The sequence below is a fragment of the Microbulbifer marinus genome (assembly GCF_900107725.1).
Classification (GTDB): Bacteria; Pseudomonadota; Gammaproteobacteria; order Pseudomonadales; family Cellvibrionaceae; genus Microbulbifer; species Microbulbifer marinus.
Window position 1 is genome coordinate 201,089 of record NZ_FNQO01000001.1, and the last position, 24,645, is coordinate 225,733.

General features: G+C 60.0%; 25 protein-coding genes. 13 read left to right on the forward strand and 12 right to left on the reverse strand.

Annotated elements, in window-relative coordinates; all coding sequences use genetic code 11:
* Window positions 1-180: 180 nt before the first annotated feature.
* Window positions 181-1,446 (forward strand): patatin-like phospholipase family protein, encoded by a 1,266-nt coding sequence (locus BLW36_RS00960; RefSeq protein WP_091384095.1) that lies wholly within the window; start codon window positions 181-183, stop codon window positions 1,444-1,446.
* Window positions 1,427-2,116 carry a DUF4919 domain-containing protein gene (locus tag BLW36_RS00965; protein ID WP_091384097.1) on the forward strand — a complete coding sequence of 230 codons (690 nt, stop codon included), beginning with the start codon at window positions 1,427-1,429 and terminating at the stop codon, window positions 2,114-2,116. Before BLW36_RS00960 ends, BLW36_RS00965 begins: the two co-directional genes overlap by 20 nt.
* Window positions 2,117-2,158: 42 nt before the next feature.
* Here the strand turns inward: BLW36_RS00965 and BLW36_RS00970 are convergent, their stop codons facing one another.
* The 4 genes from BLW36_RS00970 to BLW36_RS00985 all read right to left on the reverse strand — a co-directional run bounded on the left by BLW36_RS00970 (window position 2,159) and on the right by BLW36_RS00985 (window position 7,159).
* Complete coding sequence (locus tag BLW36_RS00970; RefSeq protein ID WP_091384099.1) at window positions 2,159-4,372, reverse strand: ATP-dependent helicase; 2,214 nt, start codon at window positions 4,370-4,372, stop codon at window positions 2,159-2,161.
* 64 nt (window positions 4,373-4,436) lie between these two features.
* Window positions 4,437-6,182, reverse strand: a complete 1,746-nt coding sequence (locus BLW36_RS00975) for a SulP family inorganic anion transporter (protein WP_091384102.1) — start codon at window positions 6,180-6,182, stop codon at window positions 4,437-4,439.
* A 94-nt stretch (window positions 6,183-6,276) separates the two neighbouring features.
* Complete coding sequence (locus tag BLW36_RS00980) at window positions 6,277-6,720, reverse strand: YeeE/YedE family protein (protein ID WP_091384104.1); 444 nt, start codon at window positions 6,718-6,720, stop codon at window positions 6,277-6,279.
* Between the two features lie 4 nt (window positions 6,721-6,724).
* A complete protein-coding gene (locus BLW36_RS00985; protein ID WP_091384106.1) occupies window positions 6,725-7,159 on the reverse strand; it encodes a YeeE/YedE family protein in 435 nt (144 codons plus the stop codon).
* A gap of 246 nt (window positions 7,160-7,405) precedes the next feature.
* Between BLW36_RS00985 and BLW36_RS00990 the strand changes: the two genes are divergently transcribed.
* From BLW36_RS00990 to BLW36_RS01015, 6 genes are all read left to right on the forward strand, one after another.
* Window positions 7,406-7,705, forward strand: coding sequence for an ArsR/SmtB family transcription factor (locus BLW36_RS00990; RefSeq protein WP_091384108.1), 300 nt, complete (start codon window positions 7,406-7,408; stop codon window positions 7,703-7,705).
* Window positions 7,706-7,861: 156 nt separating this feature from the next.
* The gene (locus tag BLW36_RS00995) at window positions 7,862-10,408 is read left to right on the forward strand and encodes an efflux RND transporter permease subunit (protein WP_091384110.1); all 2,547 of its coding nucleotides are present in this window, start codon (window positions 7,862-7,864) and stop codon (window positions 10,406-10,408) included.
* A gap of 36 nt (window positions 10,409-10,444) precedes the next feature.
* Window positions 10,445-11,224: an outer membrane lipoprotein-sorting protein gene (locus tag BLW36_RS01000; RefSeq protein WP_091384111.1), complete on the forward strand. Its 780-nt coding sequence runs from the start codon at window positions 10,445-10,447 to the stop codon at window positions 11,222-11,224.
* The gene (locus tag BLW36_RS01005; RefSeq protein WP_091384112.1) at window positions 11,221-12,480 is read left to right on the forward strand and encodes a hypothetical protein; all 1,260 of its coding nucleotides are present in this window, start codon (window positions 11,221-11,223) and stop codon (window positions 12,478-12,480) included. The genes BLW36_RS01000 and BLW36_RS01005 overlap by 4 nt, the downstream gene beginning before the upstream one ends.
* A gap of 27 nt (window positions 12,481-12,507) precedes the next feature.
* Complete coding sequence (locus BLW36_RS01010) at window positions 12,508-12,741, forward strand: YgaP family membrane protein (protein WP_091384113.1); 234 nt, start codon at window positions 12,508-12,510, stop codon at window positions 12,739-12,741.
* Window positions 12,742-12,798: 57 nt separating this feature from the next.
* On the forward strand, window positions 12,799-13,152 hold the full coding sequence (locus tag BLW36_RS01015) for a rhodanese-like domain-containing protein (protein ID WP_091384114.1): 354 nt from the start codon (window positions 12,799-12,801) through the stop codon (window positions 13,150-13,152).
* Window positions 13,153-13,275: 123 nt separating this feature from the next.
* Here the strand turns inward: BLW36_RS01015 and BLW36_RS17445 are convergent, their stop codons facing one another.
* Window positions 13,276-13,464: an ArsR/SmtB family transcription factor gene (locus BLW36_RS17445; RefSeq protein WP_342027482.1), complete on the reverse strand. Its 189-nt coding sequence runs from the start codon at window positions 13,462-13,464 to the stop codon at window positions 13,276-13,278.
* 145 nt (window positions 13,465-13,609) lie between these two features.
* On the opposite strand from BLW36_RS17445, the gene BLW36_RS01025 reads away from it, so the two are divergent.
* Genes BLW36_RS01025 through BLW36_RS01035 form a run of 3 tightly spaced genes read left to right on the forward strand, consistent with a single transcriptional unit; the run spans window position 13,610 to window position 16,713 of the window.
* Window positions 13,610-14,488 (forward strand): MBL fold metallo-hydrolase, encoded by an 879-nt coding sequence (locus tag BLW36_RS01025; protein WP_091386831.1) that lies wholly within the window; start codon window positions 13,610-13,612, stop codon window positions 14,486-14,488.
* Between the two features lie 36 nt (window positions 14,489-14,524).
* Window positions 14,525-14,944 (forward strand): protein tyrosine phosphatase family protein, encoded by a 420-nt coding sequence (locus BLW36_RS01030; protein WP_091384116.1) that lies wholly within the window; start codon window positions 14,525-14,527, stop codon window positions 14,942-14,944.
* Between the two features lie 41 nt (window positions 14,945-14,985).
* The gene (locus BLW36_RS01035; RefSeq protein WP_091384118.1) at window positions 14,986-16,713 is read left to right on the forward strand and encodes a SulP family inorganic anion transporter; all 1,728 of its coding nucleotides are present in this window, start codon (window positions 14,986-14,988) and stop codon (window positions 16,711-16,713) included.
* On the opposite strand, the gene BLW36_RS01040 is transcribed toward BLW36_RS01035, so the two are convergent.
* The 7 genes from BLW36_RS01040 to ahpC form a co-directional block, all read right to left on the reverse strand.
* Window positions 16,710-17,210, reverse strand: coding sequence for an arsinothricin resistance N-acetyltransferase ArsN1 family B (locus BLW36_RS01040; RefSeq protein WP_091384120.1), 501 nt, complete (start codon window positions 17,208-17,210; stop codon window positions 16,710-16,712). The genes BLW36_RS01035 and BLW36_RS01040 overlap by 4 nt on opposite strands.
* Window positions 17,188-18,024 (reverse strand): alpha/beta fold hydrolase, encoded by an 837-nt coding sequence (locus BLW36_RS01045; protein WP_091384122.1) that lies wholly within the window; start codon window positions 18,022-18,024, stop codon window positions 17,188-17,190. The genes BLW36_RS01040 and BLW36_RS01045 overlap by 23 nt, the downstream gene beginning before the upstream one ends.
* Before the next feature lie 294 nt (window positions 18,025-18,318).
* Complete coding sequence (locus BLW36_RS01050) at window positions 18,319-18,780, reverse strand: DUF6010 family protein (RefSeq protein WP_091384123.1); 462 nt, start codon at window positions 18,778-18,780, stop codon at window positions 18,319-18,321.
* 311 nt (window positions 18,781-19,091) lie between these two features.
* On the reverse strand, window positions 19,092-19,301 hold the full coding sequence (locus BLW36_RS01055; RefSeq protein ID WP_091384124.1) for a cold-shock protein: 210 nt from the start codon (window positions 19,299-19,301) through the stop codon (window positions 19,092-19,094).
* 364 nt (window positions 19,302-19,665) lie between these two features.
* Complete coding sequence (locus BLW36_RS01060; RefSeq protein ID WP_091384131.1) at window positions 19,666-20,100, reverse strand: GFA family protein; 435 nt, start codon at window positions 20,098-20,100, stop codon at window positions 19,666-19,668.
* 154 nt (window positions 20,101-20,254) lie between these two features.
* Window positions 20,255-21,853, reverse strand: coding sequence for an alkyl hydroperoxide reductase subunit F (gene ahpF, locus BLW36_RS01065; protein WP_091384140.1), 1,599 nt, complete (start codon window positions 21,851-21,853; stop codon window positions 20,255-20,257).
* 105 nt (window positions 21,854-21,958) lie between these two features.
* Window positions 21,959-22,525 carry an alkyl hydroperoxide reductase subunit C gene (ahpC, locus tag BLW36_RS01070; protein WP_091384142.1) on the reverse strand — a complete coding sequence of 189 codons (567 nt, stop codon included), beginning with the start codon at window positions 22,523-22,525 and terminating at the stop codon, window positions 21,959-21,961.
* Between the two features lie 261 nt (window positions 22,526-22,786).
* Between ahpC and BLW36_RS01075 the strand changes: the two genes are divergently transcribed.
* Together BLW36_RS01075 and BLW36_RS01080 are read left to right on the forward strand one after the other, a co-directional pair.
* A complete protein-coding gene (locus BLW36_RS01075; protein WP_091384146.1) occupies window positions 22,787-24,103 on the forward strand; it encodes a DUF2157 domain-containing protein in 1,317 nt (438 codons plus the stop codon).
* On the forward strand, window positions 24,100-24,627 hold the full coding sequence (locus BLW36_RS01080) for a GDYXXLXY domain-containing protein (protein ID WP_244506085.1): 528 nt from the start codon (window positions 24,100-24,102) through the stop codon (window positions 24,625-24,627). Before BLW36_RS01075 ends, BLW36_RS01080 begins: the two co-directional genes overlap by 4 nt.
* The last annotated feature ends 18 nt before the right edge of the window (window positions 24,628-24,645 follow it).

Genomic DNA, 24,645 nt, shown 5'->3' on the forward strand with positions numbered 1-24,645 from the left:
TACGGCTGACGCAGCAGATCTCTTTATGGTTTGTGACCGGTTTCCCATCTCGGTCATCTGGATCTGGAATCATGCCTGCTATGCTAATAGCCCCGGCAATGTGATTGGACGGAATCAGAGTTCCCAGATTTTTGATTCGTAGTATCCATGTCAGCGTTTTATCGCTATTGGTAGAACAAATTGACTGAAAATAACGAGTTACCAAAGCTCACTCACCAGGCTAGTGCTCTGGTGCTATCTGGTGGCGGCGCCCGGGCTGCCTATCAGGCTGGTGTGTTGAAGGCATTGGGGGAATTGACACCGGACACCAATCCGCACCCCTTCCCGATCATCTGCGGTACCTCGGCGGGAGCGGTCAATGCGTTGTTGCTCGCCTCGCATCCGGGCACTTTCAAGGAGGCGGTCGAACGGCTTTGCGCCCTGTGGCTTCAACTGACTGTGGATCAGATCTATTGCAGTAGTTGGCGCAGCCTGCTGGGCAATATGTTCTCCATCACCCGTTCCTTGTTCAATCAGGGGGTAGGGCGCCAGCGACCACTGGCTCTGCTGGACAACATGCCGTTGCGAAAGCTGATCGAAGAAGTCATCCCTTTTGGCAACGTGCAGAAGAATATCGACGCAGGGCATTTGCGTGCGGTCTGTGTGAACGCCCTGTCTTACAGTGAGGGAGAGTCGGTCAGTTTCTTTCAGGGGGCGGAGAACCTGTTGGAATGGCGGCGGTTTCGTCGATATGGCGTGCGTACCCAACTGACCGCAGACCACTTGATGGCTTCGGCGGCGATTCCGACCCTGTTTTCCACCGTAAAGATTGGCAATGACTATTTTGGAGATGGCGCTGTGCGCCAGCTGGCGCCGATTAGTCCGGCGCTGCACCTCGGTGCCAATCGGGTGTTCGTGGTGGGCGTATCCGATAATCGCTCACCGGAACATTGGGGCAAGACGCGTACCAAGCCGCCGCGGCATTCGCCATCGATGGCGCAAATTGCCGGCCAGTTGTTCAACGCGGCGTTTATAGACAGTCTGGAAGGGGACCTGGAACACCTGGATAGGGTCAATTTGCTGTTGGATTCGGTCGACGAAAAGGCCCTCGGCGGCCTGGCGCCACTGCGCCCGGTAGAATCGGCGGTGATTGAGCCATCCCAGAGCCTGGATCGTCTCGCTGGACGCAAGGTCCGCTACCTGCCGCCGGCGCTGCGCTGGCTGTTCCGTTCGACCGGTGCGACCACGTCCGGAGGCGGCGCGTCAGCGGCCAGTTATCTCCTTTTCGAGAAACCTTTTATCGGCGAACTGGTCGAACTTGGTTACCAGGATGCCATGTGGGAGCGGGACAAGCTGCGCGCATTTTTGCAGCCGCACGCGGAGCCGCAGGAGGCCGAGCGAAGAGGTCTGTTCGGCATCAGAGTTAAACAGGTATCGGAAGCAGCGAATGGCAATTCTCAGACATAAAAACTTCTGCACTGCGGTAGTAGTGGGTCTCTGTGCGATCCTGGCGGCCTGTAGCGGGCCGGCCACCCGTCAGGCCGATCAACAGGCTGGCCCGCAGTTGCGCCAAGCGGAAGTGAGCGAGTACCGGCGCCTGTTGACGGAGGCGCAGCAGCTGTCGTTTACCCTCGACTTTGACGCCTTGCGGCGCGCCTATGTGGAGTCATCGGAGTACAACCCCTATGGCGGCGTGAAGCTGGCCGGCCTGCCCGAGGCCTATCAGTCGGTGGAGAACGCCCAGTTCGGTGAATGTCTCAAGCATGTAGACCAGGTGCTGGCCAGCAACTACATGAGCCTGGAAGCCCATATGATCGGTGTTCTCTGCAGCGGCCGCAGTGCCAACCTGGAGCGGGAAGACCGGCATCGTTACATGGTCGAGGGGTTGATGGAATCCATCGAGAGCAGCGGTGACGGCAGGAGCCAGGACAGTGCCTACCACACCATCAGCACCTCTGAGTTGCGTGGTTTCGTGCGCCTGAAGGGGCTAATGGTGCTGGAGCAGTCCATCGTTTACGATCAGCGGGGCATCTATGACAAGATGCAGGTACGCGATCCCGAATCCGGCGACGAATACGCGCTGTTTTTCAATGTCAGCCAGCAGTTTGCGCACGGCATGGAGAGCGCCGCGGAATAACGCCTGCAGTGCGGCGAATCAGCCCTGATGTGCGTGTCTGTATCACATCAGGTGCTGCGCCAGCGTTTCCCAATCGAAGCGCCGTGTCTTGCGGTCGCTGAACAGTATTTCCAGTCTTTCATCTTCCCACTTGGTGACGCGGCCGTAACCGAGCTTGCGGTGGCGTATTCCCTCGCCCAGCGATGGTTTGCGCATGGGCGCACGGGGACCGCTGATCTCCGGGTTGTAGTTGCAGGCTTCCAGGTAGTGCAGTGCCTGGCGGGAAATCGGTACGGTGCTGTGTATCTCCGCTGGGCGTTGTTGCAAAGCGCCGGCAATCAGTTTGCACAGTGGCAGCTGCATCTCGTCGATAAACAGCGACGGCTGTTGCTCTGCGCCCGCGTCCTGTGCCGCTGGTGGCGCGAGCAAGTAGAGTTTGTTGCGGGCGCGGGTCATGGCCACATACATCAGACGTCGTTCGCTTTCGAGTGACGCGGGTGTGGTGAAATCCCGTTGCGGCTGATAGGGCATATTGTGTTGCGTCAGCGACGGGATAATGACCTGGTCCCATTCCAGCCCCTTGGCTTGGTGCATGGTGGTAATCTGTACCGCGTCCGTCTCACTCTGTTCGCCCTCGCGGTGCTGGCGCTGCAGCTCCTGCAGGTGGGCCAGCGCCGCAACGGGTGGCTGTTTGAGGCTGTCGAGGTACTGGCAGAAGGCCAGTATCGTCTGCTGGCGTTCCTCACCCTGCTGGCGGGTGAAGCTGTCTTCGCCAATACCGGTGAGGTAATCCAACTCTCCCAGTTGGCGGCGCAACAGCTCGCCGGCCAGGCCGCGCCATTTCTCCACTTCGCTAAGCAGGTCGGCGCGTTGTCGCAGCCGTTTTAATTGCGCCTTGCTCAGTGATTCCGGAATCAGACCCAGTAATTGCTTACCCCAGTCGCGCTCGCACAGCGCCAACTGCGCACACAGCGGTTGCAGCACTTTGCGTGGTATGCGGATATGCGGTGCGGTCAGCCACTCGTACAGGCCTTGCTCACGGCGCTTGGCCGGCAATTCGGCAAAGCGCCCGGCAGCAATGTTCAGGCTCCAGAATAATGGCCGCAGTTCGCGCCGCGACAGTACCGTATTGCGGCTGCCGGAATGGTAGGGAATATTACTGGCCAGTAGTGCCAGCTCGATTGGCGCGGCCACGGACCAGAGGCGCACCAGAATCGCGACCCGGTCCAGCGGCTGGCCCTGTTTTTTGCTGCGGCGCAGATGCTCCACCAGCCAGCGGGTCTCTTTTTCGGTGTGTACCAGCTCGATATCCGTCGGTCGTTCCCCGTTGGCGGAAACACAGAAAATATCCGCGCGCTCACGGTTGTTGCCGATAAAGTGATTGGCGGCCAGGGACAACTGGTGGCCGTAGCGGAAAGTACGGCTCAATTGATAAATGTTAGACGGTGGGAAATCGCCGTCGAAAAACTTGAGCAGGTAATCCGGTTTGGAGCCGCGCCATTCGTAAATGGTCTGGTCCGGATCGCCGATGGCAATTACGTTGCCGGATTTTCCGTAGAGCACGCGCAGTAAAAAATGCTGCACTTCATTGATGTCCTGGTATTCGTCCACCAGGATGTCCGCGTAGTAGCTGCCGTACTGCTCGGCGATGTCGGGCTCCAGGCTCAGCAGTATGGCCGGATCGTAGATCAGGTCGGCATAGGTCACCGCCTTCTGGCTGCGGCGCCAGTCTTCAAACGCGCGGAACACCTTCAAGAAATACATATACTCGTCGCCGAGTTTCAGTTCCTGGAAAGCGCTCAGGTCGCCGCTCAAAATCGTTTTGGTGTAGTCGATAAAATATTCCGCGGCTTCAATTTCCGACTGCTTGCGTGCGCGGATTTCCTCCAGCTCGTAGGGTGTTGCGCACTCTTCGATGGCCTTCCAGATCTGCAATTGAATCGTCGATTGAGGCAGGGGGGTCAAATTGGCCGGCGCGATATGGCGGTTGGCGATCATGCGCTGGTAGAGGCGGTAGCCGAGGCTGTGGAAGGTGTGTACCGCGGGCGCAGGACCCGTGACAAGTTGCCGCAGGCGGCGATCGAAATCCTCCCGCGCGCTGCGGTTGTACATCAGCACCAGTATCCGCTCCGCCGCTGTTCCCGCATCGAGCCGGTTGCGGACGTAGTGCAGCAGCGCGGTGGTTTTGCCGGAGCCGGCCACGGCGATGATTTTGGCATGGCCGCCGGCGTGATCGGCAATGGCCTGTTGTTCTTCCGTGAGTTCGGGCGTGCGCATTCAGGATGGTCGCTCAAATACTGTATATTTTGCCAGTATAAGGCGATGGCTTACAAGTGCGCGATCAGGCGTTTTGTGGGCTGGCGGGCGCCGGTCCCTCGTCGCTCATCCGGTCGCGGCGCAGGGCCAGCTCGGCGATGTAGGAGGAGAGAAAGATCCGGCCGGTCAATTCTTCCAGGAATCTCGAGCGCCCCAGCCGGTCGAGAACTGGTCCCTTCACCTCCGATAGGTGCAGGCGGATATCCCGTTCATGCAGGTCGCGGTTGACCTGTTGCAGCCTTTCCAGGGCGGTGCCGTCGATGCGGCTGACCGAAGAGAGGATCAGCACCATCTCGCGTATTGTCGGATGCCGCTTGAGTTCGCTCAGCAGGCGATCCTCCACCGCGCTGATATTGCTGAAAAAGAGATTCTCGTCGATACGCAGGAACAGGATATCCGGCTGGGTCTTGACCGTGTGGCGCAGTACATTGCGGAATTGCTCGGTGCCGGGCACTCGACCGACCACGGCGATATGGGGGCGGCTGGTGCGCCAGATGAGTGTCGCGAACGACAGCCCGATGCCGAGCCCGATGCCCGCCTCGACACCAAACAGCAGCACGCCGAGCAAGGTGCCGGTCATCGCGACACCATCGGTGCGGTCGTAGCGCCAGTTGTGCACGAACCCGCGCGCGTCGATGAGGCTGGCGGCCGCTACGATAATGGTCGCCGCCAGCACGCACAGCGGCAGTTCGCTGAACAGGCCGGTCAGGAACAGCAGTACCAGCGCCATCAGCAACGCGGCGATGACGCCGCTCATCGGTGACATGGCACCGCCCTCATCGTTGATAGCGGTGCGGGCAAAGCTGCCGGTCACCGCAAAACCGCCGGACAGGGCGCTGAACAGGTTGGCCGAGCCCAGCCCGCGCAACTCCGCGTCCGCATTGAGGCGCTCGCCGCGACGCAAGGCGATGGCGTGCGCGATCGACAGGCTCTCGACAAAGCCCAGCAGCGCGATAATCAGTGCCGGCAGCAGCAGCCGGTAAGTCATGTTCCAGTCGAATTCCGGGATCCTGAGCTGTGGCAGGCCGGGCGGAATGGCACCAACCACCGCCATCTGTTCCTCCCAGTGGAGCAGCGTCGTCAGCGCGATGGCAATCAGTACCACCAGCATCGGCGCCAGCCGTGACAACAGCTTCGCCCGCGATGTCGATACGCCCAGTTTGTGCAGCAGAGGCGCCAGCCCCAGGCGCGCGCCGATCAGCGTCGCCGTTGCCGCAACGCCGAGGCCGGCGGTGGCGGGGTCGGCATTGGGGATTTCCATCAGCGTGCTTACCAGCAGCTGCAGGGCGGTGTCGCCATCGCTCTCGATGCCGAACAGTGGTCCTATCTGGCCGACGATAATCAGAATCGAGGCGCCGGAAACGAAGCCGTTGATGACCGGATGGCTGAGCAGGTTGGAGAGGGTACCGAGTCCCAGCAGGCCCATCGCAAACAGAAAGGCGCCACTGAGGGCGGCGAGGATGATCGCGCCGGCGATGTATTCGGCACTGCCCGGAGCCGCGAGGGGCGTCAGTGCGGAGGCGGTCATCAGCGCCAGCACCGCGACGGGACCGACTGACAGTACCGAACTGGAGCCGAACATCGCATATCCCAGCAGCGGCAGCAGGCCCGCGTACAGGCCGATATGGGGCGGAAGCCCGGCCAGGGCGGCGTAAGCCAGCGCCTGCGGCACCAGCATCATGGTGGCCACCAATGCGGCAATCGAGTCCCCCGCCAGCCATTGGCGCCGGTAGTGCTTCAACCAGTTGGGAATCAGTTTGCTGGCCCGCATCCCTGTCATTTATTCCATAGCAGCGGCGTAACAGACAAGATAGACGGGATTTCGGCATTCCCTCTCTCCGCAGGGAGAGAGGGTGGGGGGGAAGTTATGCGGGGCTATCGCTGCCGCCGGCTTTGGGGCGGTTCAGCAGGTGGAAGATGCCCATACCGGCGAGCATCGCCGCGGTGAAGACGATCGCCTTGATCTCTCCGGCGCCAGTCGCGACTATCGCCGGCCCCGGGCAGAAACCGGCCAGCCCCCAGCCGATGCCGAACAGCAGGCCACCGATCACCAGCGGGCGGTCGATGTCGCTGCGTTTGGGCAGCTTCATCTGTTCCCCCAGCACCGACAGATCACGGCCCTTTGCCAGGTAGAACACCGGCAGGCCGACGCAGATGGCGCCGATCATCACCAGTGCCAGGGACGGATCCCAGGCGCCGGCCAGGTCCAGGAAGGCGAGTACTTTCGCCGGATTTGCCAGGCCGGACAACAGCAGACCGAAGCCGAATAGCAGCCCGGCGATGAAGGCGGTTAGATGTGTCTTTTTCATCGCATCAGGCTCCCAGCAGGTGGCGGACGACGAATACCGTGGCGAAGCCGGCGCCCATAAACATCAGGGTCGCCACCAGCGAGCGCGGTGACAGGCGCGACAGGCCGCAGACCCCGTGACCACTGGTACAGCCGGAGCCGTAGCGGGTACCGATTCCCACCAGCAGTCCTGCGGCGACCAGCATCGGATAGTCGGCCCGGATTTCGATTGCGGGCAGGGCGGCGAACAGCAGCCAGGCGGCCGGCCCGAGCAGCAGGCCGAGGGTGAAGGCCAGGCGCCAGCCGGTTTCGCCGGGGGTGCGGTCGATCAGCCCGCCGAGAATGCCCGAAATACCGGCGATGCGCCCGTTCAGAGCGAGGAGGAGGGCCGTTGCGACGCCGATAAGCACTCCTCCCGCCAGCGCCGAAATGGGAGTAAACGCACTCCAATCTATGGTCATAGTCGGTGAACAACTCCGTGACGTAGAACAAACAGAAATCCGATATGCCGAACTGGCTGCCGGTCCAGTGAGAGGTATCGGCAGCAGCGGCAGCTTCTACATGATAATCCAGACCGCATGGCGCCGTGTCGGTCATCGGCCAAAACGCGCATATTCTGCGCCCGCAGAAATATTAGATATTACTAATTTATTGGCTTTGGTATAATGCCGCTCGACGAGAGGAATGATTGGGCGAAAGGAGAAACGATGAGCACTCCCCTGGACCTCCTCGCCAACGCTTCTCAAGCGGCGGCGCTTCTGAAAGCCATGAGTAACGAAAACCGGCTGATGGTGCTTTGCTGCCTGCAGGAAGGTGAGATGTCTGTGAGCGAACTCAATGAAGTCGTTCCCCTCAGTCAGTCGGCGCTGTCACAGCATTTGGCTGCGCTGCGCTCCGCAGACCTGGTGGCCACGCGGCGCGAGGGAAATACCATCTACTATCGGCTGCACGGCGAGGCGCCCAGCGCCATTGTCTCGGTGCTGCACGACCTCTACTGCCCGCGCTAACCCCCCCCCTCTAATTTTTCCTGACGCCGATGCCGGCGATGATCTACTCCGCCGCGGCGCCGGCGATGCCGGCGGTCAGCCAGAGTATTAGGAAAGTCTAATTTTCTGTGTTAGCATTCTCTAAAGTAGATAAATCTAATTTAGAAAGTGCTAACTATGACTGAACGATTTTTCCAGTGGGTGATAGAACACCCGCGCCGCATCTATGCCGGGGTGCTGCTGCTGACTGTGGCACTGGGAGCCCTGATCCCGAATATCCAGATAGATACCGATCCCGAGAATATGCTGCCCGCGGATAACCCCGCGCGCGTTTTCCACAATGAGGTCAAGTCCCGTTTCGCGCTGCACGATTCCATCGTTGTCGGCGCAGTAGCCGAAGAGGGCATCTACAACCCCGCCTCCCTCGCGGCGATCCACCGTCTCAGCGAATCCATTTTGCAGATCGAAGGTGTGGTCGAACGAGACCTGATGTCCCTGTCTGAGGTGGACAACATCCGTCAGGAGGGAGCGGGAACCATCCGCTTCGAGTGGATGATGCGCAATCCGCCGCAGACTCAGGCCGGTGCGGATGATATCGCCCGCTCCGTGGCCCGCCTGCCGATGCTGCGCAACACCCTGGTCTCCGCCGATGGCCAGGCAGCGGCCATCTACGTGCCCATCGAAGACAAAAACGAGAGTTACCGCATCGCCGAAGAGATCCGCGCAATTTTTGCCGGTCTGGATTCCGGCGACACCTACTACCTCACTGGCCTGCCGGTGGCCGAAGATCAGTTCGGCTTCGAGATGTTTGTGCAGATGGGTATCTCCGCGCCGATGGCCGGTGCCATGATCTTCGTGCTGATGCTGCTGTTTTTCCGCAGCCTGCCGTTGGTGGTGGCGCCGATGGTCGTGGCCATGAGTACCGTGATTGCCACTATGGGGCTGTTGATCGGCATGGGCTTCACCGTGCACATCATGTCGTCGATGATCGCGATCTTTCTGATGCCCATCGCCGTGGTGGATTCGGTGCATATCATGAGTGAATTCGCCGACCGCTACCGGCCGGGTAGGGATGCGCGCGAAACCATGCGCGAAGTGATGCGTCATCTGTTCAAGCCAATGCTGCTGACGTCTGTGACTTCCTCGGTGGGCTTCCTGTCACTGATGCTGACGCCCATTCCGCCGGTGCAGATCTTCGGTGCTTTCGTCGCCTTCGGCATCCTGCTGGCATTTCTGCTGACGATTATCTACATCCCGGCCTACATCACTCGTATGAAGCCGGAAACCCTCAGTGCGCTGCAGGCGGCCCAGCACCGCTCCGATAAGGCTCGCGGTATCGATAGCCTGCTCAGGCCCATCGCCGCGCTGGCGCGCAGGCGCCAGGGCGGGCTGTTGCTGGCCTTTACCGTAACACTGGTATTCAGCGCGGTTGGCATTGGCAAAATCCACATCAATGACAATCCCATTAACTGGTTCAAGAGCGAGCACGAATTGCGCGTGGCGGACCGTGCGCTCAACAGCCATTTCGCCGGCACCTACGACGCCTATCTGGTGCTGTCGGCGAAGGATGATGGCAGCGCGCTCGAAAAACTGAATCGCGATGCCGCCAGAATCACTGCCAGTAGTGAAGGGGTGAACTGGCAGCCGCTAAAGACGGACGCCGACTTCAGCGCTGCACTGGATCGCCGCATTACCGAGCTGGATGACGCCCTGTTCGCTGCCGAAGGCGATGATGCGGAGATTATCGAACAACTGCTGGCAGCCGCGGAGCAGGCACGCACTGCCAGCAAGGCGCTCAGTTCCCCCGCGCTGCTGAACTGGATGGCGGAACTGCAGCAGCACCTGGCCGATAGCGGCCTGGTGGGCAAGAGCAATGGCCTGCCGCAGCTGGTAAAAACCGTCAATCGCGAGCTGGTCTCCGGTGAGCCGCAGGACTACCGCATCCCCGCCACCGCCGCCGGCGTGGCACAGACGCTGCTGCAGTACCAGTCCTCACATCGTCCGGCGGACCTGTGGCACTTCGTCACGCCGGATTACCGCAGTGGTCTGGTCTGGGTTCAGCTGACCAGTGGCGACAACCAGCACATGAACGCCGTGGTCGAGTTGGTGGAGCAGTATGTCGCCGCCAATCCGCCGCCGCTGGCTGTGGAACTGCAGTGGGCTGGCAAGGCCTATCTGAATTCGGTTTGGCAGGACGCCATGGTGGCCGGAATGATGGACAGCCTGATGTCCGCATTCGTCGTCGTATTAATCATGATGGTACTGCTGTTCCGCTCCCTGCTGTGGGGGCTGCTGGCCATGCTGCCGCTCACGCTCACCATCAGTCTGATCTACGGCATGGTGGGCTGGCTGGGTATCGATTACGACATGCCGATTGCGGTGCTGTCCGCACTGACTCTGGGGCTCAGCGTAGATTTTGCCATCCACTTTATCGAGCGTACGCGCAGTTATCTGCACAGTGGGCGCGGGTATGACGAGACCATGCGCCTGATGTTCGACGAGCCGGGCCGTGCCATCGCGCGCAACGCGCTGGTCATTGCGCTGGGTTTCACTCCGCTGCTGTTTGCACCACTGGTGCCCTACGTCACCGTGGGCATTTTCCTCGCCACGATCATGGCCGCCTCGGCGCTGGTCACGCTATTGCTGTTGCCGGCGGGTATCTGGGCTCTGCAGCGATGGCTGGTGCCAACGGGTACGGCCATGCCAGTGGCAGCCGATGCCTGACTACAGGTTGAGCGAAATAAATTGAGAGGTGTCATTATGAAAAAACTACTGTTCGGACTGTTGATGTCCGCTGCGACACTCGCGCAGGGTGCCGAGTTGAGTGCGGATGAAATCGTCACCAGGGCGAACCACGCCGCCCTCTATGCGGGCGACAGCGGCCGCGCCGAGGCCCGCATGATGATCGTCGACGCGAGCGGCCAGAGACAGGTGCGCCAGTTTTCACTGCTGCGCCAGAACGGCAGCGGTGGCGACCAGGATTACCTGGTGTATTTTTCCCGGCCGGCGGATGTGCGCGGCACCGTGTTCCTGGTGAAAAAGCAGATCGAGCGGGGTGACGACCGCTGGCTTTACCTGCCGGCACTGGACCTGGTAAAGCGCATCGCCGCCGGTGACAAGCGCACTTCGTTCGTGGGTTCGCACTTTTTCTACGAGGACGTATCGGGCCGCAACCTGAACGAGGATATCTTCACTCTGGCCGGAGAGAACGCCGAGCACTTCCTGGTGCAGGGCAAGCCCAGGCATCCGGACAGTGTGGAATTTGCCAGCTACACCGCGCATATCAGCAAGGACACCTTCCTGCCGGAGCGAGTGGAGTACAAAAACGCGCGCGGCGAAGCCTATCGCCGCGTGACGGTGGTGGAAACCGCTGAAATCGACGGCATCCCCACGGTGGTCAAGTCAAAGGTCGAAGACCTGAAAAACGGCGGTTATACACTGCTGCAATTCCGCAACGTCGCCTATGGCCTGAATCTGGATCGGTCCCTGTTCGGCGAGCGCAGCCTGCGCAACCCGCCGCGGGAGCTGTTAGGCAAATGAATAGTTTGAAAGTGTTTTATCCGTTGGCCGTGGCCCTGACGGTGTCGGGGTACGTTATGGCCCAGGAGGAAGCCGCTGGCGAATGGGAAGAGTGGGACAACTGGGAGGAGAGTACTGCGGAGGAGGAAAAGCCCTTCCCCCTGCACGGCTTCCTGGAACAGTCCTGGGGGCAGCGCACGGGTACCGATCCGCTGCTCGACGACGGCACCCTCGCCGACAGCCGCGCGCGCCTGGAGTGGACGCCCTCCACGGGTCGGGTGCAGTTCAAGCTGAAGGGGGATCTGTACTACGACGGGGTCACCGCCGATTGGGAATCGGATGTTCGCGAAGCCAGCGCTCTGTATTCGCCGACGGGAAATATAGATCTGAAGCTGGGGCGCCAGCCACTGACGTGGGGCACCGGCGATTACCTGTTTATCAACGATCAGTTCGCCAAGGACTGGCAGTCATTCTTCAGCGGGCGCGACGACGAATATCTGAAAGCGCCGCAGGATGCGCTGCGTGCAAGTTGGTACGGGAGCGATATCAACCTCGAGCTGGTGTGGATGCCCCGGTTCACGCCGGACCGGTTTATCAACGGCGAGCGCTTTTCCTTCTTTTCACCGCAGCTGGGCCAACAGATAGCGCCGGACTTCTCCGTGGCTGAACCCTCCGCCGACGAGGTGGCGGCGCGGGTCTTCTGGCGCAGAAACAGCAGCGAGTTCGCGTTATACGGATACCAGGGATACCAGGGCACACCGGATATGCATCCGGTCGCCGGGCCTGTCCATCCGCGCCTCAACGTCTGGGGTGGCAGCCTGCGCCGTCCGCTGGCCGGAGGTCTGTTCAACACCGAGGTTGGCTATCTGGACAACCAGTACAAGCCCGATCAGTGGCGCGCACTCGTCGGTTACGAGCGGGAACTGGTCACCAACCTTACCGCCAGTGGACAGCTGTATCTGGAACGCTATGACGGCAAGCCGGAGCCCTCGCAGTTTGCGACACCGTCGGAATACCTGCCGGCGCGCAGCCGCAGTGTGGTTACCACGCGGTTAAGGTACAGCGCTATGCGCGGCACGCTTATCTGGTCGCTGTTCGCATTTCATTCACCCAGTGATAGCGACGGCTACCTGCGCCCGAGTATCGACTGGCGATACAGTGACAAATGGCAGTGGACCCTGGGGGGCAACCTCTTTTATGGCCGCGACGATTACACCTTCTTCGGCCAGTTCGATCGCGCAGACAACGTCTACCTGCGCGTGAAGTACAGCTTTTAACACCCGATGGGAAAATGGAGAAAAATTATGTCAACCGAACGTGCTACTTTTGTTTTTGCCGGCGTTATGCTGTTGGTTTCTGTGGCGCTGACCCAGCTGGTACATCCCAACTGGTTCTGGTTCAGCGTTTTTATCGGCGTTAACATGATTCAGAGCGCCTTCACCGGTTTCTGCCCCGCGACTCGGGTGATGAGAATACTCGGCATGCACAGTGAAGCAGAGATTGCCTGTGCGGCCGGGAAAAGCCCCGCGGCCCGGTGAGCGGTCGTATTCAGTCAGGAACTTACCGAAGATATTGGATAAGGAAAGGTGTCTCACGTGATTAAAACACTTCCGGAAATTGTGGGCCCGGCCAAGGCTCAGTGCGATTTGATATCGGCCGAGGAGGCCGCGGCGATCAAGGCGCAGGCGCCGGACACGTTGATAGTCGATGTGCGCGAACCAGCCGAGGTGGAGAAGCTGAAAACCGAAGGTAGCGTCAATATCCCCCGCGGCGTTTTGGAAATGAAAATTGGTGAAGTGGCGACAAGTGCCGATCAGCCGATTCTCATTCACTGCGCCACCGGTGGGCGTGCCGCGCTATCGGCAGTTGCCCTCGCCAATATGGGCTATACCAATGTCAGGGTGATCGACGCCGACTGCGAATCGGTGGCGGCCTGTCTGCACTGCTGACCAAAGCGTATACATTACGGGAGGTGGGCGGAATGCGCATCTCCCATACCGCAATGCCGACCGCGCGCAAAAGAGCTGGAACAGGGTGTGCAGTAGCTCTGACCGGCGGGGATCGGCAATTCGTTAGTATCCATACTTTCCCGTGCGACGCGCGGCTACCAAACCTTCCCGGCGCAGTACTCCCAATTGCTGAGACAGAGAGGGCTTGCGGATGTCCAGCGGTTGTTCCAGCTCACTGACACACAGTTCCCCAACGCTTACCTGGCACAGTAGCAGGAGGCGATCCCGATTTTGCAGTGTACGCAGTAACAGGGCGGTTTCCGCTGCGGAAGCGCGCGGCTATTCCAGGGGGAGAGGGGCTGGATTCTCTGACAGCAGCGGGGTATTGCTCTAAATATTAGAGTTTGCTAATATATCTGCGTGAATTGAGTGCAATCTCGAAATGAGAGGAATGTTTATGTCCATCAGTGCTGTTCGTACCCAAGTACAGTCTTTCCTAGACAGGGATACCGAAACCTGGAGCTATGTCGTCTACGACCGCGAAGGCGGCGCGGCCGCAGTGGTGGATGCAGTGCTCAACTATGATGCCGCCTCGGGTCGCACCAGCACCGAGGGTGCCGAAGAGATCGTAGCCTTCGTGCGGGAAAAAAAACTGACCGTCGAATGGATCCTGGAAACCCACGCCCACGCCGACCACCTGTCCGCGGCGCCGTTTATCCGCGAACAGCTCGGCGGCAAGATCGGGATTGGCAACCAGATATGCCAGGTGCAAAAAATCTTCCGCGAGGTGTTCAACCTGGAAAAAGAATTCCTCGTCGATGGCAGCCAGTTCGATCACCTGTTCGGCGACGGCGAGACCTTTAGCGTCGGTGACCTGGAGGCCCGCGTGATCTACGCACCGGGCCACACGCCGGCGGACATGGCATGGCTGATCGGCGATGCGCTGTTTGTCGGCGACACGCTGTTTATGCCGGACGTGGGCAGCGCGCGCTGCGATTTCCCCGGTGGCGATGCCGCGACCCTGTATCGCTCGGTGCAAAAGCTGCTCGCGCTGCCGGAAGAGACGCGCATGTTCATGTGCCACGACTATCCGCCGTCCGATGGTCGGGAGCACCAGTGTGAAACCACTGTGGGCGACCAGAAGCGCGAAAATATCCATCTGCACGACGGCATCAGTGAAGCCGAGTTTGTGGCCATGCGCTCCGAGCGCGATGCAACCCTGGCGATGCCGCGCCTGATAATTCCGTCCATCCAGGTCAATATCCGCGCGGGAGAGATGCCACCGGCAGAAGATAACGGTACTGTCTATCTGAAGGTGCCGATCAACGCGCTGTAAAGTTTTTTCTCGCGAATAGTTAATCAGGTGCAATGTATGGATAACAAACGACTCGACGACCAGGTCAGTGTATCCGGGCAGTTCAGCTGCGCCGCTATGGCGCAGCTGGCCGAGTCCGGCGTCAAGGTGGTGGTGTGTAACCGCCCGGAAAGCGAGAGCGAAGATCAGCCGACACACGCGGCGATGGAGCAGGCGGCACAGGAAAACGGCGTGGAGTACGTCGTTATTCCGTTCGCGCGTGGCCAGATGACGCTGGCACACTGCCAGCAGTTTGCCGAGCTGCTGGCGCGCGGTGAGAAGGTGCACGCCTTCTGTCGCACCGGTAATCGCTCCTGCAATCTATGGGCCGGCGCACGGGTACTGCAGGGCGCGGACAAGAAGACGCTGCTGGGCCAGGCCCGCGCCGCGGGTTTCGATGTCAGCGGCGTACTGGTGGCGATTGATCCCGAGTCGTGAGATCGCTTTTTATCAGATTAATGCAGTAACGGGAGTCATCGATGCGCGCCATTGCCAGCTATCTCCCCATTTTTGCCTCGCTGCGGACTTATGATCGGCAGGCACTGAGCCGCGACCTGCTGGCCGCGGTAATCGTCACGATCATGCTGATACCGCAGTCGCTGGCCTATGCCTTGCTCGCCGGGCTGCCGGCACAGGTGGGGCTCTATGCGAGCATCGTGCCGCTGCTGGCCTATGCGGTGACCGGCACCAGCCGCACCCTGTCGGTGGGGCCGGTGGCGGTAGCTTCCCTGATGAGTGCCGCCGCGCTGAGCGAGGTGGCACTCGCCGGCACCGCGGATTATCTGCTGGCGGCCGCGGTGCTGGCGTTGCTGTCCGGCCTGTTTTTGCTGCTGATGGGGGTGTTACGCCTCGGCTTCCTCGCCAATTTTCTGTCGCACCCGGTGATCTCCGGATTTATCACCGCCTCCGGCCTGCTGATTGCGCTGAGCCAGCTGAAGCACCTGCTCGGCGTCCGCGCCAACGGCGACAATCTGCCGCACCTGTTCGATTCGCTGCTGGAAAATATCGGCGGCATCAATCTCTATGCGCTACTCACCGGTGTTGCAGTTATCGTGTTTCTGTACTGGTCGCGTTCCGGCGCGTCGCGGCTGCTGCAGCGCTGGTCCGTGCATCCGGATACCGCCGCTATCCTGGTCAAGGCGGCGCCGGTGGTCGGCGTCATTGCGACTATTGTCGCGGCGGTGCTATTTGATTTCGAGGGTAAACAGGTGGCGCTGGTCGGAGCCGTGCCGTCGGGCCTGCCGACGCTGCAGTTGCCGGTTATCTCCCGGGAGTTGGTCGAGGCGCTGATACTGCCGGCGATCATGATATCGATCATCGGCTATGTGGAATCGGTTTCCGTCGGTAAGACGCTGGCCGCCAAGCGGCGCCAGAAAATCGACGTGAACCAGGAACTGATCGGCCTGGGCGCAGCCAATGTGGGGGCGGGTCTTTCCGGCGCCTTTCCGGTCACCGGCGGCTTCTCTCGCTCCGTGGTCAATTTCGACGCGGGTGCTGAGACGCAGATGGCGAGCGTATTCACCGCCGCCGGTATTGCATTGGCTTCAATATTCCTGACGCCATTCCTGTACTACCTGCCGAAGGCGACCCTGGCGGCGACGATAATCGTGGCGGTGCTGTCGCTGGTGGACTTCTCCATCCTGAAAAAGACCTGGAAGTTTTCCCGTAGCGACTTTTTCGCGGTGACGGTCACTATCGTCGTGACGCTGCTGTTTGGTGTCGAGGCGGGCGTATCCTGTGGTGTGGCGGCCTCTATCATGTTGTTCCTGTACCGCACGTCCAGGCCGCATATCGCCGAAGTGGGGCTGGTCGAGGGAACGGAGCATTTCCGCAATATCAAACGGCACCGGGTACTCACCGTGCCGGAAATACTGACCATTCGCGTCGACGAGAGCCTGATGTTCTCCAATGCCGCCTTTCTGGAGGAGCGGGTCTACGAGGATCTGGCCAACAACAAGCGGGTGCGTCAGGTGATTCTGATGTGCAGCGCCATCAACGAGATCGACTGGAGCGCACTCGAAGTGCTCGAGGCCCTGAACAGCCAGTTGGCCGAACTCGGTATCGTGCTGCACCTGTCCGAGGTCAAGGGGCCGGTCATGGACGCGCTGCAGCGCAGCGGTTTCCTCCAGCACCTGTCCGGCAAGGTCTACCTGACCCAGTTCCAGGCCTTCAGCGAGGCGCGCCAGGCAGTGGTTGCCGCGGTCTAGAACGCGTCGGGTTCCAGCAGGCACTGCCAGTAACCCACGTCGATCCAGCGATCGAACTTGAATCCGACTTCCTTGAAGTGGGCGACCTTTTCCATGCCGAATTTCTCGTGCAGCGCGACACTGGCGGTGTTGGGCAGCGCGATGCCGCAGATAACGGCGTGGATGGAGCGCTGTTTGAGTTCATCGAACAGGGCCCGATAGAGGATGGAGCCCAGGCCGCGTCCACGGGCATCCGTATGCAGATAGACACTGGCCTCGACGGAGCGGCGGTAGGCGGCGCGGCTGCGCCACGGCGTCGCATACGCATAGCCGCTGATACCGGATTCCCCTTCCGCTACCAGCCACGGCAGGCCGTTTGCAGCCACATCGGTGATTCGCCCCGCCATTTCACTGCCTGAAACCGGTTCCGTTTCGAAAGTGGCCACGGTGTTGCGGATATAGTGGTTGTAAATATCCGCAATCTGCTCGGCGTCGTCAGGTTGAGCGAATCGAATCATTTTTCTGTTCGCTCTGCGGCGGCTGGTGTTCGCGCATAAACTCGAGCATGGCTTTGGTCACCGCCTCGGGTTGCTCGAGCGACGACAGGTGCCCGGCCTTTTCGACAACCTTCAGCTGCGCGTCAGGCAACCGCTCGGCCATACTGATCGAACAGGGCGGCGGCAGGGACAGGTCTTCCTCGCCGACGAGAACCAGGGCTGGCTGCTGTATCTCGCCGAGTTGCGTTTTGAGGGAATCGCGATTGCACAGCGCGTCGACCATGTGTTCGATCGAGAGCAGGGGCATAGTGGCAAATTTCCCTTTCCAGTATTGCACCAACTCTGGCTGGGTCGTCAGGGTATGCTGTCCGAACATCAACTTGGATACCTTGGGCAGCAGCGGTTTTATACCGAACAGCTTGGCGGCCGCGACCATCGCCCTGTATTTGAATTTCTTGAAGCCGGTTTCGGTACCGGCGTGGCTGTCGAGCAGCATGAGACCGGCAACGCGTTTGGGCACCGTCAGCGCCGCACGCAGGGCAATCATGCCGCCGATCGACAGGCCGGCCCAGGTGGCGCTCTCTACACCCTCTTTATCCAGTACTGCGATAACGTCCAGCACCAGATCGTAGATATCCAGTGGCTGATCTGCAGCGCTCGACCGCCCATGGCCGCGGATATCGATATTGATCACCCGGTAGTGTTCACTCAGTGGTGCAACCTGTTCTTTCCACATCTCACCATCGCAGAGGAAGCTGTGCAGCAATACCAGCGCCGGGCCGGAGCCGCTCACCGCGTAATAGATCTCGTACTGGTTGTGTTGGGCAGTAGGCATGGTGATTGATGGCTCCTTCGCCGTATTTATTCTTTCCGGGAGTCAGCGGGTGTGAGTCGCGATACTGGAGTGGCTGCCGGCATAAGTCCCTCGACAGACGATAGATTCTACAAACGATGTGATGAATGGCCAAGGTTGGCCTGGAAAAGGTGACATTCTTCTGTTTCTCCGGCACCTCATCATCTGGCGCCATGTGGATATCTTTGTTGCAGCCGGCAGCAGAGGTTCGCGAGGCGCTGCCGTGGGTCCAGGTTGATCTTCGCAGGACGCTCCGCAGCCGTGACTTAGCGGAATTCAGCTGTCGTTCTTTGACCAGGCCGCATGCCAGGTGCTGCGCCTGGTGCAGAAGTAGGCTGCCATGCACCAGTCGTAAGCGGCACAGAAGATACCGTAGGCCACCGGAATTTCGGTGAGGTGCTCAGTTTGCAGATCATTATTCGTATAGACGGTCAGCTCATGAAGCAGGTCCCAGGCACCGTGCAGCAGGTAGCCGATCACCAGCAGTGCCGGTATGCGGCAGCCGGCTAAGCCTAATAGGGTAAACAGAACGACTGCGGCGATCTCGACCGGCCAGGCCCCCGGGCTATTGAAATAGGCGGTAAAGGCAAGATAGAAAGCGGCAATCAGAGCGAGGAAAAGACCGAAAAAGATCTGTTCTCCTTTGGGCGGCAATAGCCTTTTGACGATAGCGATGGTTCCCGCCGCCGCCATCAGACCAATCGTTGCGTAAAGAACAATAATTACCGCAAGCGCCATTTGCCTCTCCCGTGCGTGACCCGATCGGCCGGCAGGCCGCGCCTGTGATTCGATATCTGCGATCGAGTGTAGATGAATCTTCGCCGTGGGCGATCGTATGTGTCGCGACAGATCAGGCGCTGCGATGTTCAAATGGAATGGAATATCAGGGCAGCGCGGGTATGGGATGTTGGCGTGGGGGTAGGGGAGGCGGATAGCCGGAAATAAAAAGGGCGAACCCTCGCGGATTCGCCCTTGATTGCGCGCTGAGTCAGCGCGACGCGGTGGCGGATTCGGTTCCAGTCAGGAGCCGGGTTGCCAGCCGCACGTCATTAGATAATGACGATATTTTCCGCCTGCAGACCCTTGGGGCCTTTGGCTACGGAAAAGGAGACCTGCTGGCCTTCGACCAGGGTCCGGAAACCGGAATCGCTGATGGCGGAATAGTGGGCAAAAACGTCGGGGCCGGACTGCTGTTCAATAAAACCGAAGCCCTTGGATTCGTCGAACCACTTAACGGTTCCTGTAACGGTGTTAGACATAATCGTGTCCTATAACTTAAAGATATATAGCGCCACACAAAATGGCAGTTTTGGCGGAAAATAAGCAGGAGTGAAAACTAACGGACGAGGACTATGGGTATAACTTCGTAACAGGAGAGATATTCGCGATGCTTAATTTCTAGCTCCAAGGCAGTGTATAGGGGTTTGGCTGGAAGTCAATCAATTCTTTTATCGCTGCCAGGTCCCCTGGCTGTCGCAAAGGGGACTGGCAGGCACGCGATACTGGGCCGGTAACTGCTAACGACAGCGTGCGATCAATTGCACCGGCGCCCCCGCAGCGCTGACATCCCGTGGGGTTGGGAACGGGGGGGGAGCGAATGTGATTAAGATCAGGCCGGAATCGTTACTCTTCCAGCGTGATACCGGATCCGCCCATTTCCTTCGGGAAATCCTTCAGCTTTGGCAGGCCGTCCCTGATTCGCAGCTTCGCCTCCTGATAGTTGACGTGTACGCTCGGCTCGAAAGGGAGATCCGGAATGACCGCCGCATAGACGTCGGTAAGCCCCATGCCCGGATGTTCACTGAAAATATGGCCGCCACAATTCTGACACCACTTGCGATAGCTGTTTGGTGTCTTGTGGTAAGTCCCGATCTTGTCCTCCCCCTCAGTAACCTTTACCGCTTCCGGTTGCCACAGCGAGAAGGCGTTTACCGGGCCCGCCGACCAGTGGCGGCAGGATTCACAGTGGCAGTAGCCCATTGCGGCGGGCTCTCCGCTAACCGTGAATTGAACGGCACCACAGAAGCAACTGCCTTGATAAGATTTTGTTTCGCCCATGGTTTTCTCCTTTTTCTGGCCGCGCCTGGGCGGCAGATCTATAGGGTAGACCAGACCTGTTTTTTTGAAGGCACGGTGCGTTCGGATCAATGGCTAGCCAGCGGCGAAATTGGTTGTGGCGAAAAAAGGCCGGCACCGAGCCGGCCAGAGGGAATCAGGCGCTTTGGGCGAGCGCCTGTTCGGGTTGGCTATTGCCGCTCACTGCGTCAACAGACGAGCGAATCAGATAATCAAAGGCACCCAGTGCTGCGGTGGCGCCGGCGCCCATGGAGATAACAATCTGCTTGTAGGGCACAGTGGTCGCATCGCCAGCGGCGTAGACGCCGGGCATGGAAGTCGCGCCGCGCCCGTCGATGACGATTTCCCCCATGCGGTTCATTTCCACGCCGCTGTCCTGCAGGAACTCGGTATTGGGTACCAGCCCGATCTGCACGAAGACGCCGGCCAGTTGCAGGTGTTTGCCCTTGCCGGTGGCGCGATCGCTATAGGCGAGGCCGGTGACCCTGTTGCCGTCACCGACGATTTCGGTGGTCTGGGCGTTCACGATGATATCGATGTTGTCCATCGAGCGCGCCTTGCGCACCAGTACGTCGTCGGCGCGCAGCGTGTCGGCGAACTCCAGTACGGTGACATGCTCGACGATACCGGCAAGATCGATCGCCGCCTCGATGCCGGAATTGCCGCCGCCGATAACCGCCACCTGCTTGCCCTTGAAGAAGGGACCGTCACAGTGAGGGCAGTAGGCCACGCCCCTGGTGCGGTATTCTGCTTCGCCGGGTACGCCCAGCTCGCGCCAGCGGGCGCCGGTGGCCAACACCACGGAGCGGCTGGACAGGGTGGCGCCGCTCTGCAGCTCCAGCTTCACGCTGTTACTGCGGCTCAGGGTGGCCACGCGCTGGTCGGTAATAATATCCACGCCGTATTCCTTTACGTGCTGTTCGAGGCTGGCGGCGAGTTTCGGGCCCTCGGTGTAGGGCACGGAAATAAAGTTTTCGATACCCACGGTATCCATCACCTGGCCACCGAAGCGCTCGGCGACCAGACCGGTGCGGATACCCTTGCGCGCGGCGTAGATGGCCGCTGCGGCACCGGCGGGACCGCCGCCGACGACCAACAAATCGTAGGGATCCTTTTCATTCAGGGCCGCGGCCTTGCGCTCGGCGGCGCCGGTATCCAGCTTGCCGACAATTTCCTCTAGTGTCATGCGGCCCTGGGCGAAGTGTTCGCCGTTCAGGTAGACCGCGGGCACTGCCATGACATTGCGCTGTTCCACTTCATCCTGGAACAGCGCACCGTCGATCATCTCGTGGCGGATGTTCGGATTCAGTGTCGCCATCAGGTTCAGCGCCTGTACCACATCCGGGCAGTTCTGGCACGACAGCGAGATATAGGTTTCGAAATGGTACTCGCCGTCGAGGTCGCGAATCTGCTGCAGCAGTTCCGGATCGGCCTTCGACGGGTGGCCACCGGCCTGCAGCAGCGCGAGTACCAGGGAGGTGAATTCGTGACCCAGCGGAATACCGGCAAAACTTACCCGGGGGGCTTCACCCCGCCGCGCGATTGCCATGCTGGGCGTGCGCTTGCCGTTACCGCTGTGGGTTTCAATCTTGGCGGAGAGACCGGCGATTTCATCGGCCAGTTGCTCCAGCTCCGCGGATTTGGGGCTATTGTCACCGGACACACGAATCTCGATCGGGTCAATAATATTGCGCAGGTAGGTGTCCAGTTGCTGTTTCAGGTTTGCGTCCAACATCGGTGTGTCCTGTCGATAATCAAAGGGGTTAAAAAAGGCCCACCCGCAGGTGGGCCTAAGGGATGGCAGTCCCGGATCGGGTCCGGGATGGCGAACGGAAGGGGTTTAGATCTTGCCGACCAGGTCCAGAGACGGTGCCAGGGTCTCTTCGCCTTCCTTCCACTTGGCCGGGCAGACTTCACCCGGGTGGCTGGCGACATACTGAGCCGCCTTGATCTTGCGCAGCAGCTCCTGGGCGTCGCGGCCGATACCGCCGGCGGTGATCTCGACAATCTGGATACGGCCTTCCGGGTCGATCACGAAGGTGCCGCGGTCGGCGATGCCTTCTTCCTCAATCATCACGCCGAAGTTGCGGGTGATGGTGCCGGTCGGGTCGCCGATCATCGGAAACTGGATCTTGCCGATGGTGTCGGACGTGTCGTGCCACGCCTTGTGGGTGAAGTGGGTGTCGGTGGACACCGAGTAGATCTCGACGCCCAGTTTCTTGAACTCTTCGTAGTTGTCGGCCAGGTCGCCCAGTTCGGTGGGGCAGACGAAGGTGAAGTCGGCCGGGTAGAAGAAGAATACCGCCCACTTGCCCTTGACGTCGGCGTCGCTGATGTCGAAGAAGTCACCAGATTGGTAAGCCTTGGCCTGGAAGGGTTTCAGTTCGGATTCGATGTAGCGAGACATAAGTAGCTCCTCGTTCAATGTGTTTGGCTGTGAAGTTGTCTGGAACGGGTGAGATGCTATCGAGTGATATAAACCAATAAAAATAATCTATTTAAATGGCTGTGATAGCTTTTATTGATCAGATTGGGTTTTCCAATAGTCAGGCTCGCTGCCACAGCCCGTTTGCAGTGGTTGCCGGCTTTGGGGATACTCGGGGTAAGTGACCGGTGAGTGCTGATTCAGTCAGAGCCGGTAGCGAACAGGTTTGAGCGGGACAGCGCGATGCGATTGATTCGGTTACTGAAAAACGACCTGGCCCGCGAGGCCGGCGAGTGGGTGGAGGAGGGCGTGATCAGTGAGCCCCAGGCGGAGCTGATCTGCGGTCGCTACGGCGTCGACTACCACCAGGCGAAAAACCGCTCCTTCGGCTACAACGTGCTGGTGGGGCTGGGCTACCTATTTATCGGTCTCGCGATTATCACGTTGCTCGGCGCCAACTGGGATGAGATACCGCGGGCGCTGCGCATGTGGGGACTCATAGCCATTACCCTGACCACCCAGGGGTTCGCCCTGCAGCACTACCGGGCCGGCGACTACAGTGCCGGAGTGGGGCTGTTCCTGCTCGGCAATCTGTTCTTCGGTGCCTCGATTATCCTGATCGCGCAGATCTATCACCTCGGCGAACATATGCCGGATGGCGTTTTCTGGTGGGCGCTGGGCTGCCTGCCGTTCGCGCTGCTGACAAAAAATCCGTGGCTGGCGCTGCAGGCCAACCTGCTGGCCGCGATCTGGTTTTTCATGCAGATCAGCTACGGATTTTACCCGGCACTGTTTCCGCTGTTTATCCTCGCCTCTGTCTATGTGCTCCGGCACGGCCGCCAGAGCATCGTGTTGCTGCTGGTGGTACTCGGCAGCATCGGTTTCTGGGTTGAATACTCACTGGCGGCGCTGTGGCGCGACGCCGACCAATTTTTCCTGTTTGACCTGCATGCGGAGAACCTGGCGGTAGCAGTGGCGTTGTTCATCCTGTTGTTCGCCTTCAGCCAGTGGCTGAGATTGCGGCCTGCGTCGGATGCCAAGGACTACGCGGCGGTGATCTCGGTGTGGTGCCTGCGCTTCACGCTGATAACGCTGCTGGTGTTGAGTTTTGCCGCCCCGTGGCGGCAGCTGCTAGAGGCGGACTGGAATCACCTGCTGTCGATGTGGCTGGTAATCGTGCTGCTGTCCGCGGCCGCGTTGTGGCTGGCCACCAGGGCGGGAGGGCGGCTTTCCAGCGCGCTGCTGCTGGGCGCGTTCGCGGTAGTGCTGTTGGCGGTGACGGTTTCCGGCGATCCCGAGCACGCGATCTTTTTCCAGGTGGTGACCAATTTCGCCCTGATCGGCAGTGGCGTCTGGCTGATAGTACGGGGCATTCAGGGCGGCATCTCCCATTACTTCTTTCTCGGCGTGGCCTCGATACTGGTCACCGCGCTGCTGCGTTATTTCGATCTGATCGGTGATTACGTCGGCGGTGCGCTGATCTTTACGCTGTTTGCGGTATTGCTGCTGGGCGCCGCCCGCTACTGGAAACGCCATCAGGCGAAGGAGGGCGCCGCGTGAAGTCGACCATCACCAGCGGCCTGATCGCGGCTATCGCGCTGCAGTTTGTGATATTGACCGGCATGTACCTCAGCGCGCAGATGCCGTTGTGGACGGGCGAGGAGATACGCCTGAAAACCATCCCGGTGGACCCGCGCAGCCTGTTCCGCGGCAACTACGCGCGACTGGAGTACGATTTTTCCCAGCTGGACGCCTCCATGTTTGCCGACGGCAAGAAATTGCGCGAAGGGGAGGTAGTCTATGTGCAGCTGCAACCGAAGAAGTCGGGCCTGCACGAGGTGTCCGGGGTCAGCCTGAAGAAGCCGGATGAGGGGGTTTTTCTGCGGGGCCGGGTGACCGGTACCTGGTGGCGCGATACCGGTAGCAGTTACCGGATCAAATACGGCATCGAGGCCTTTTTCGCCCCGAAGGAAAAGGCCTTGGGGCTGGAAAGCGACCTGCGTAACGGCGGTGTTGCCGAAGTGATGGTTTCCGGCGGCGGCAGGGCGCGCCTGAAGAATGTCGTTGCCGATGCGGCAGAGTAATCGGCGGCAGGGACTTTA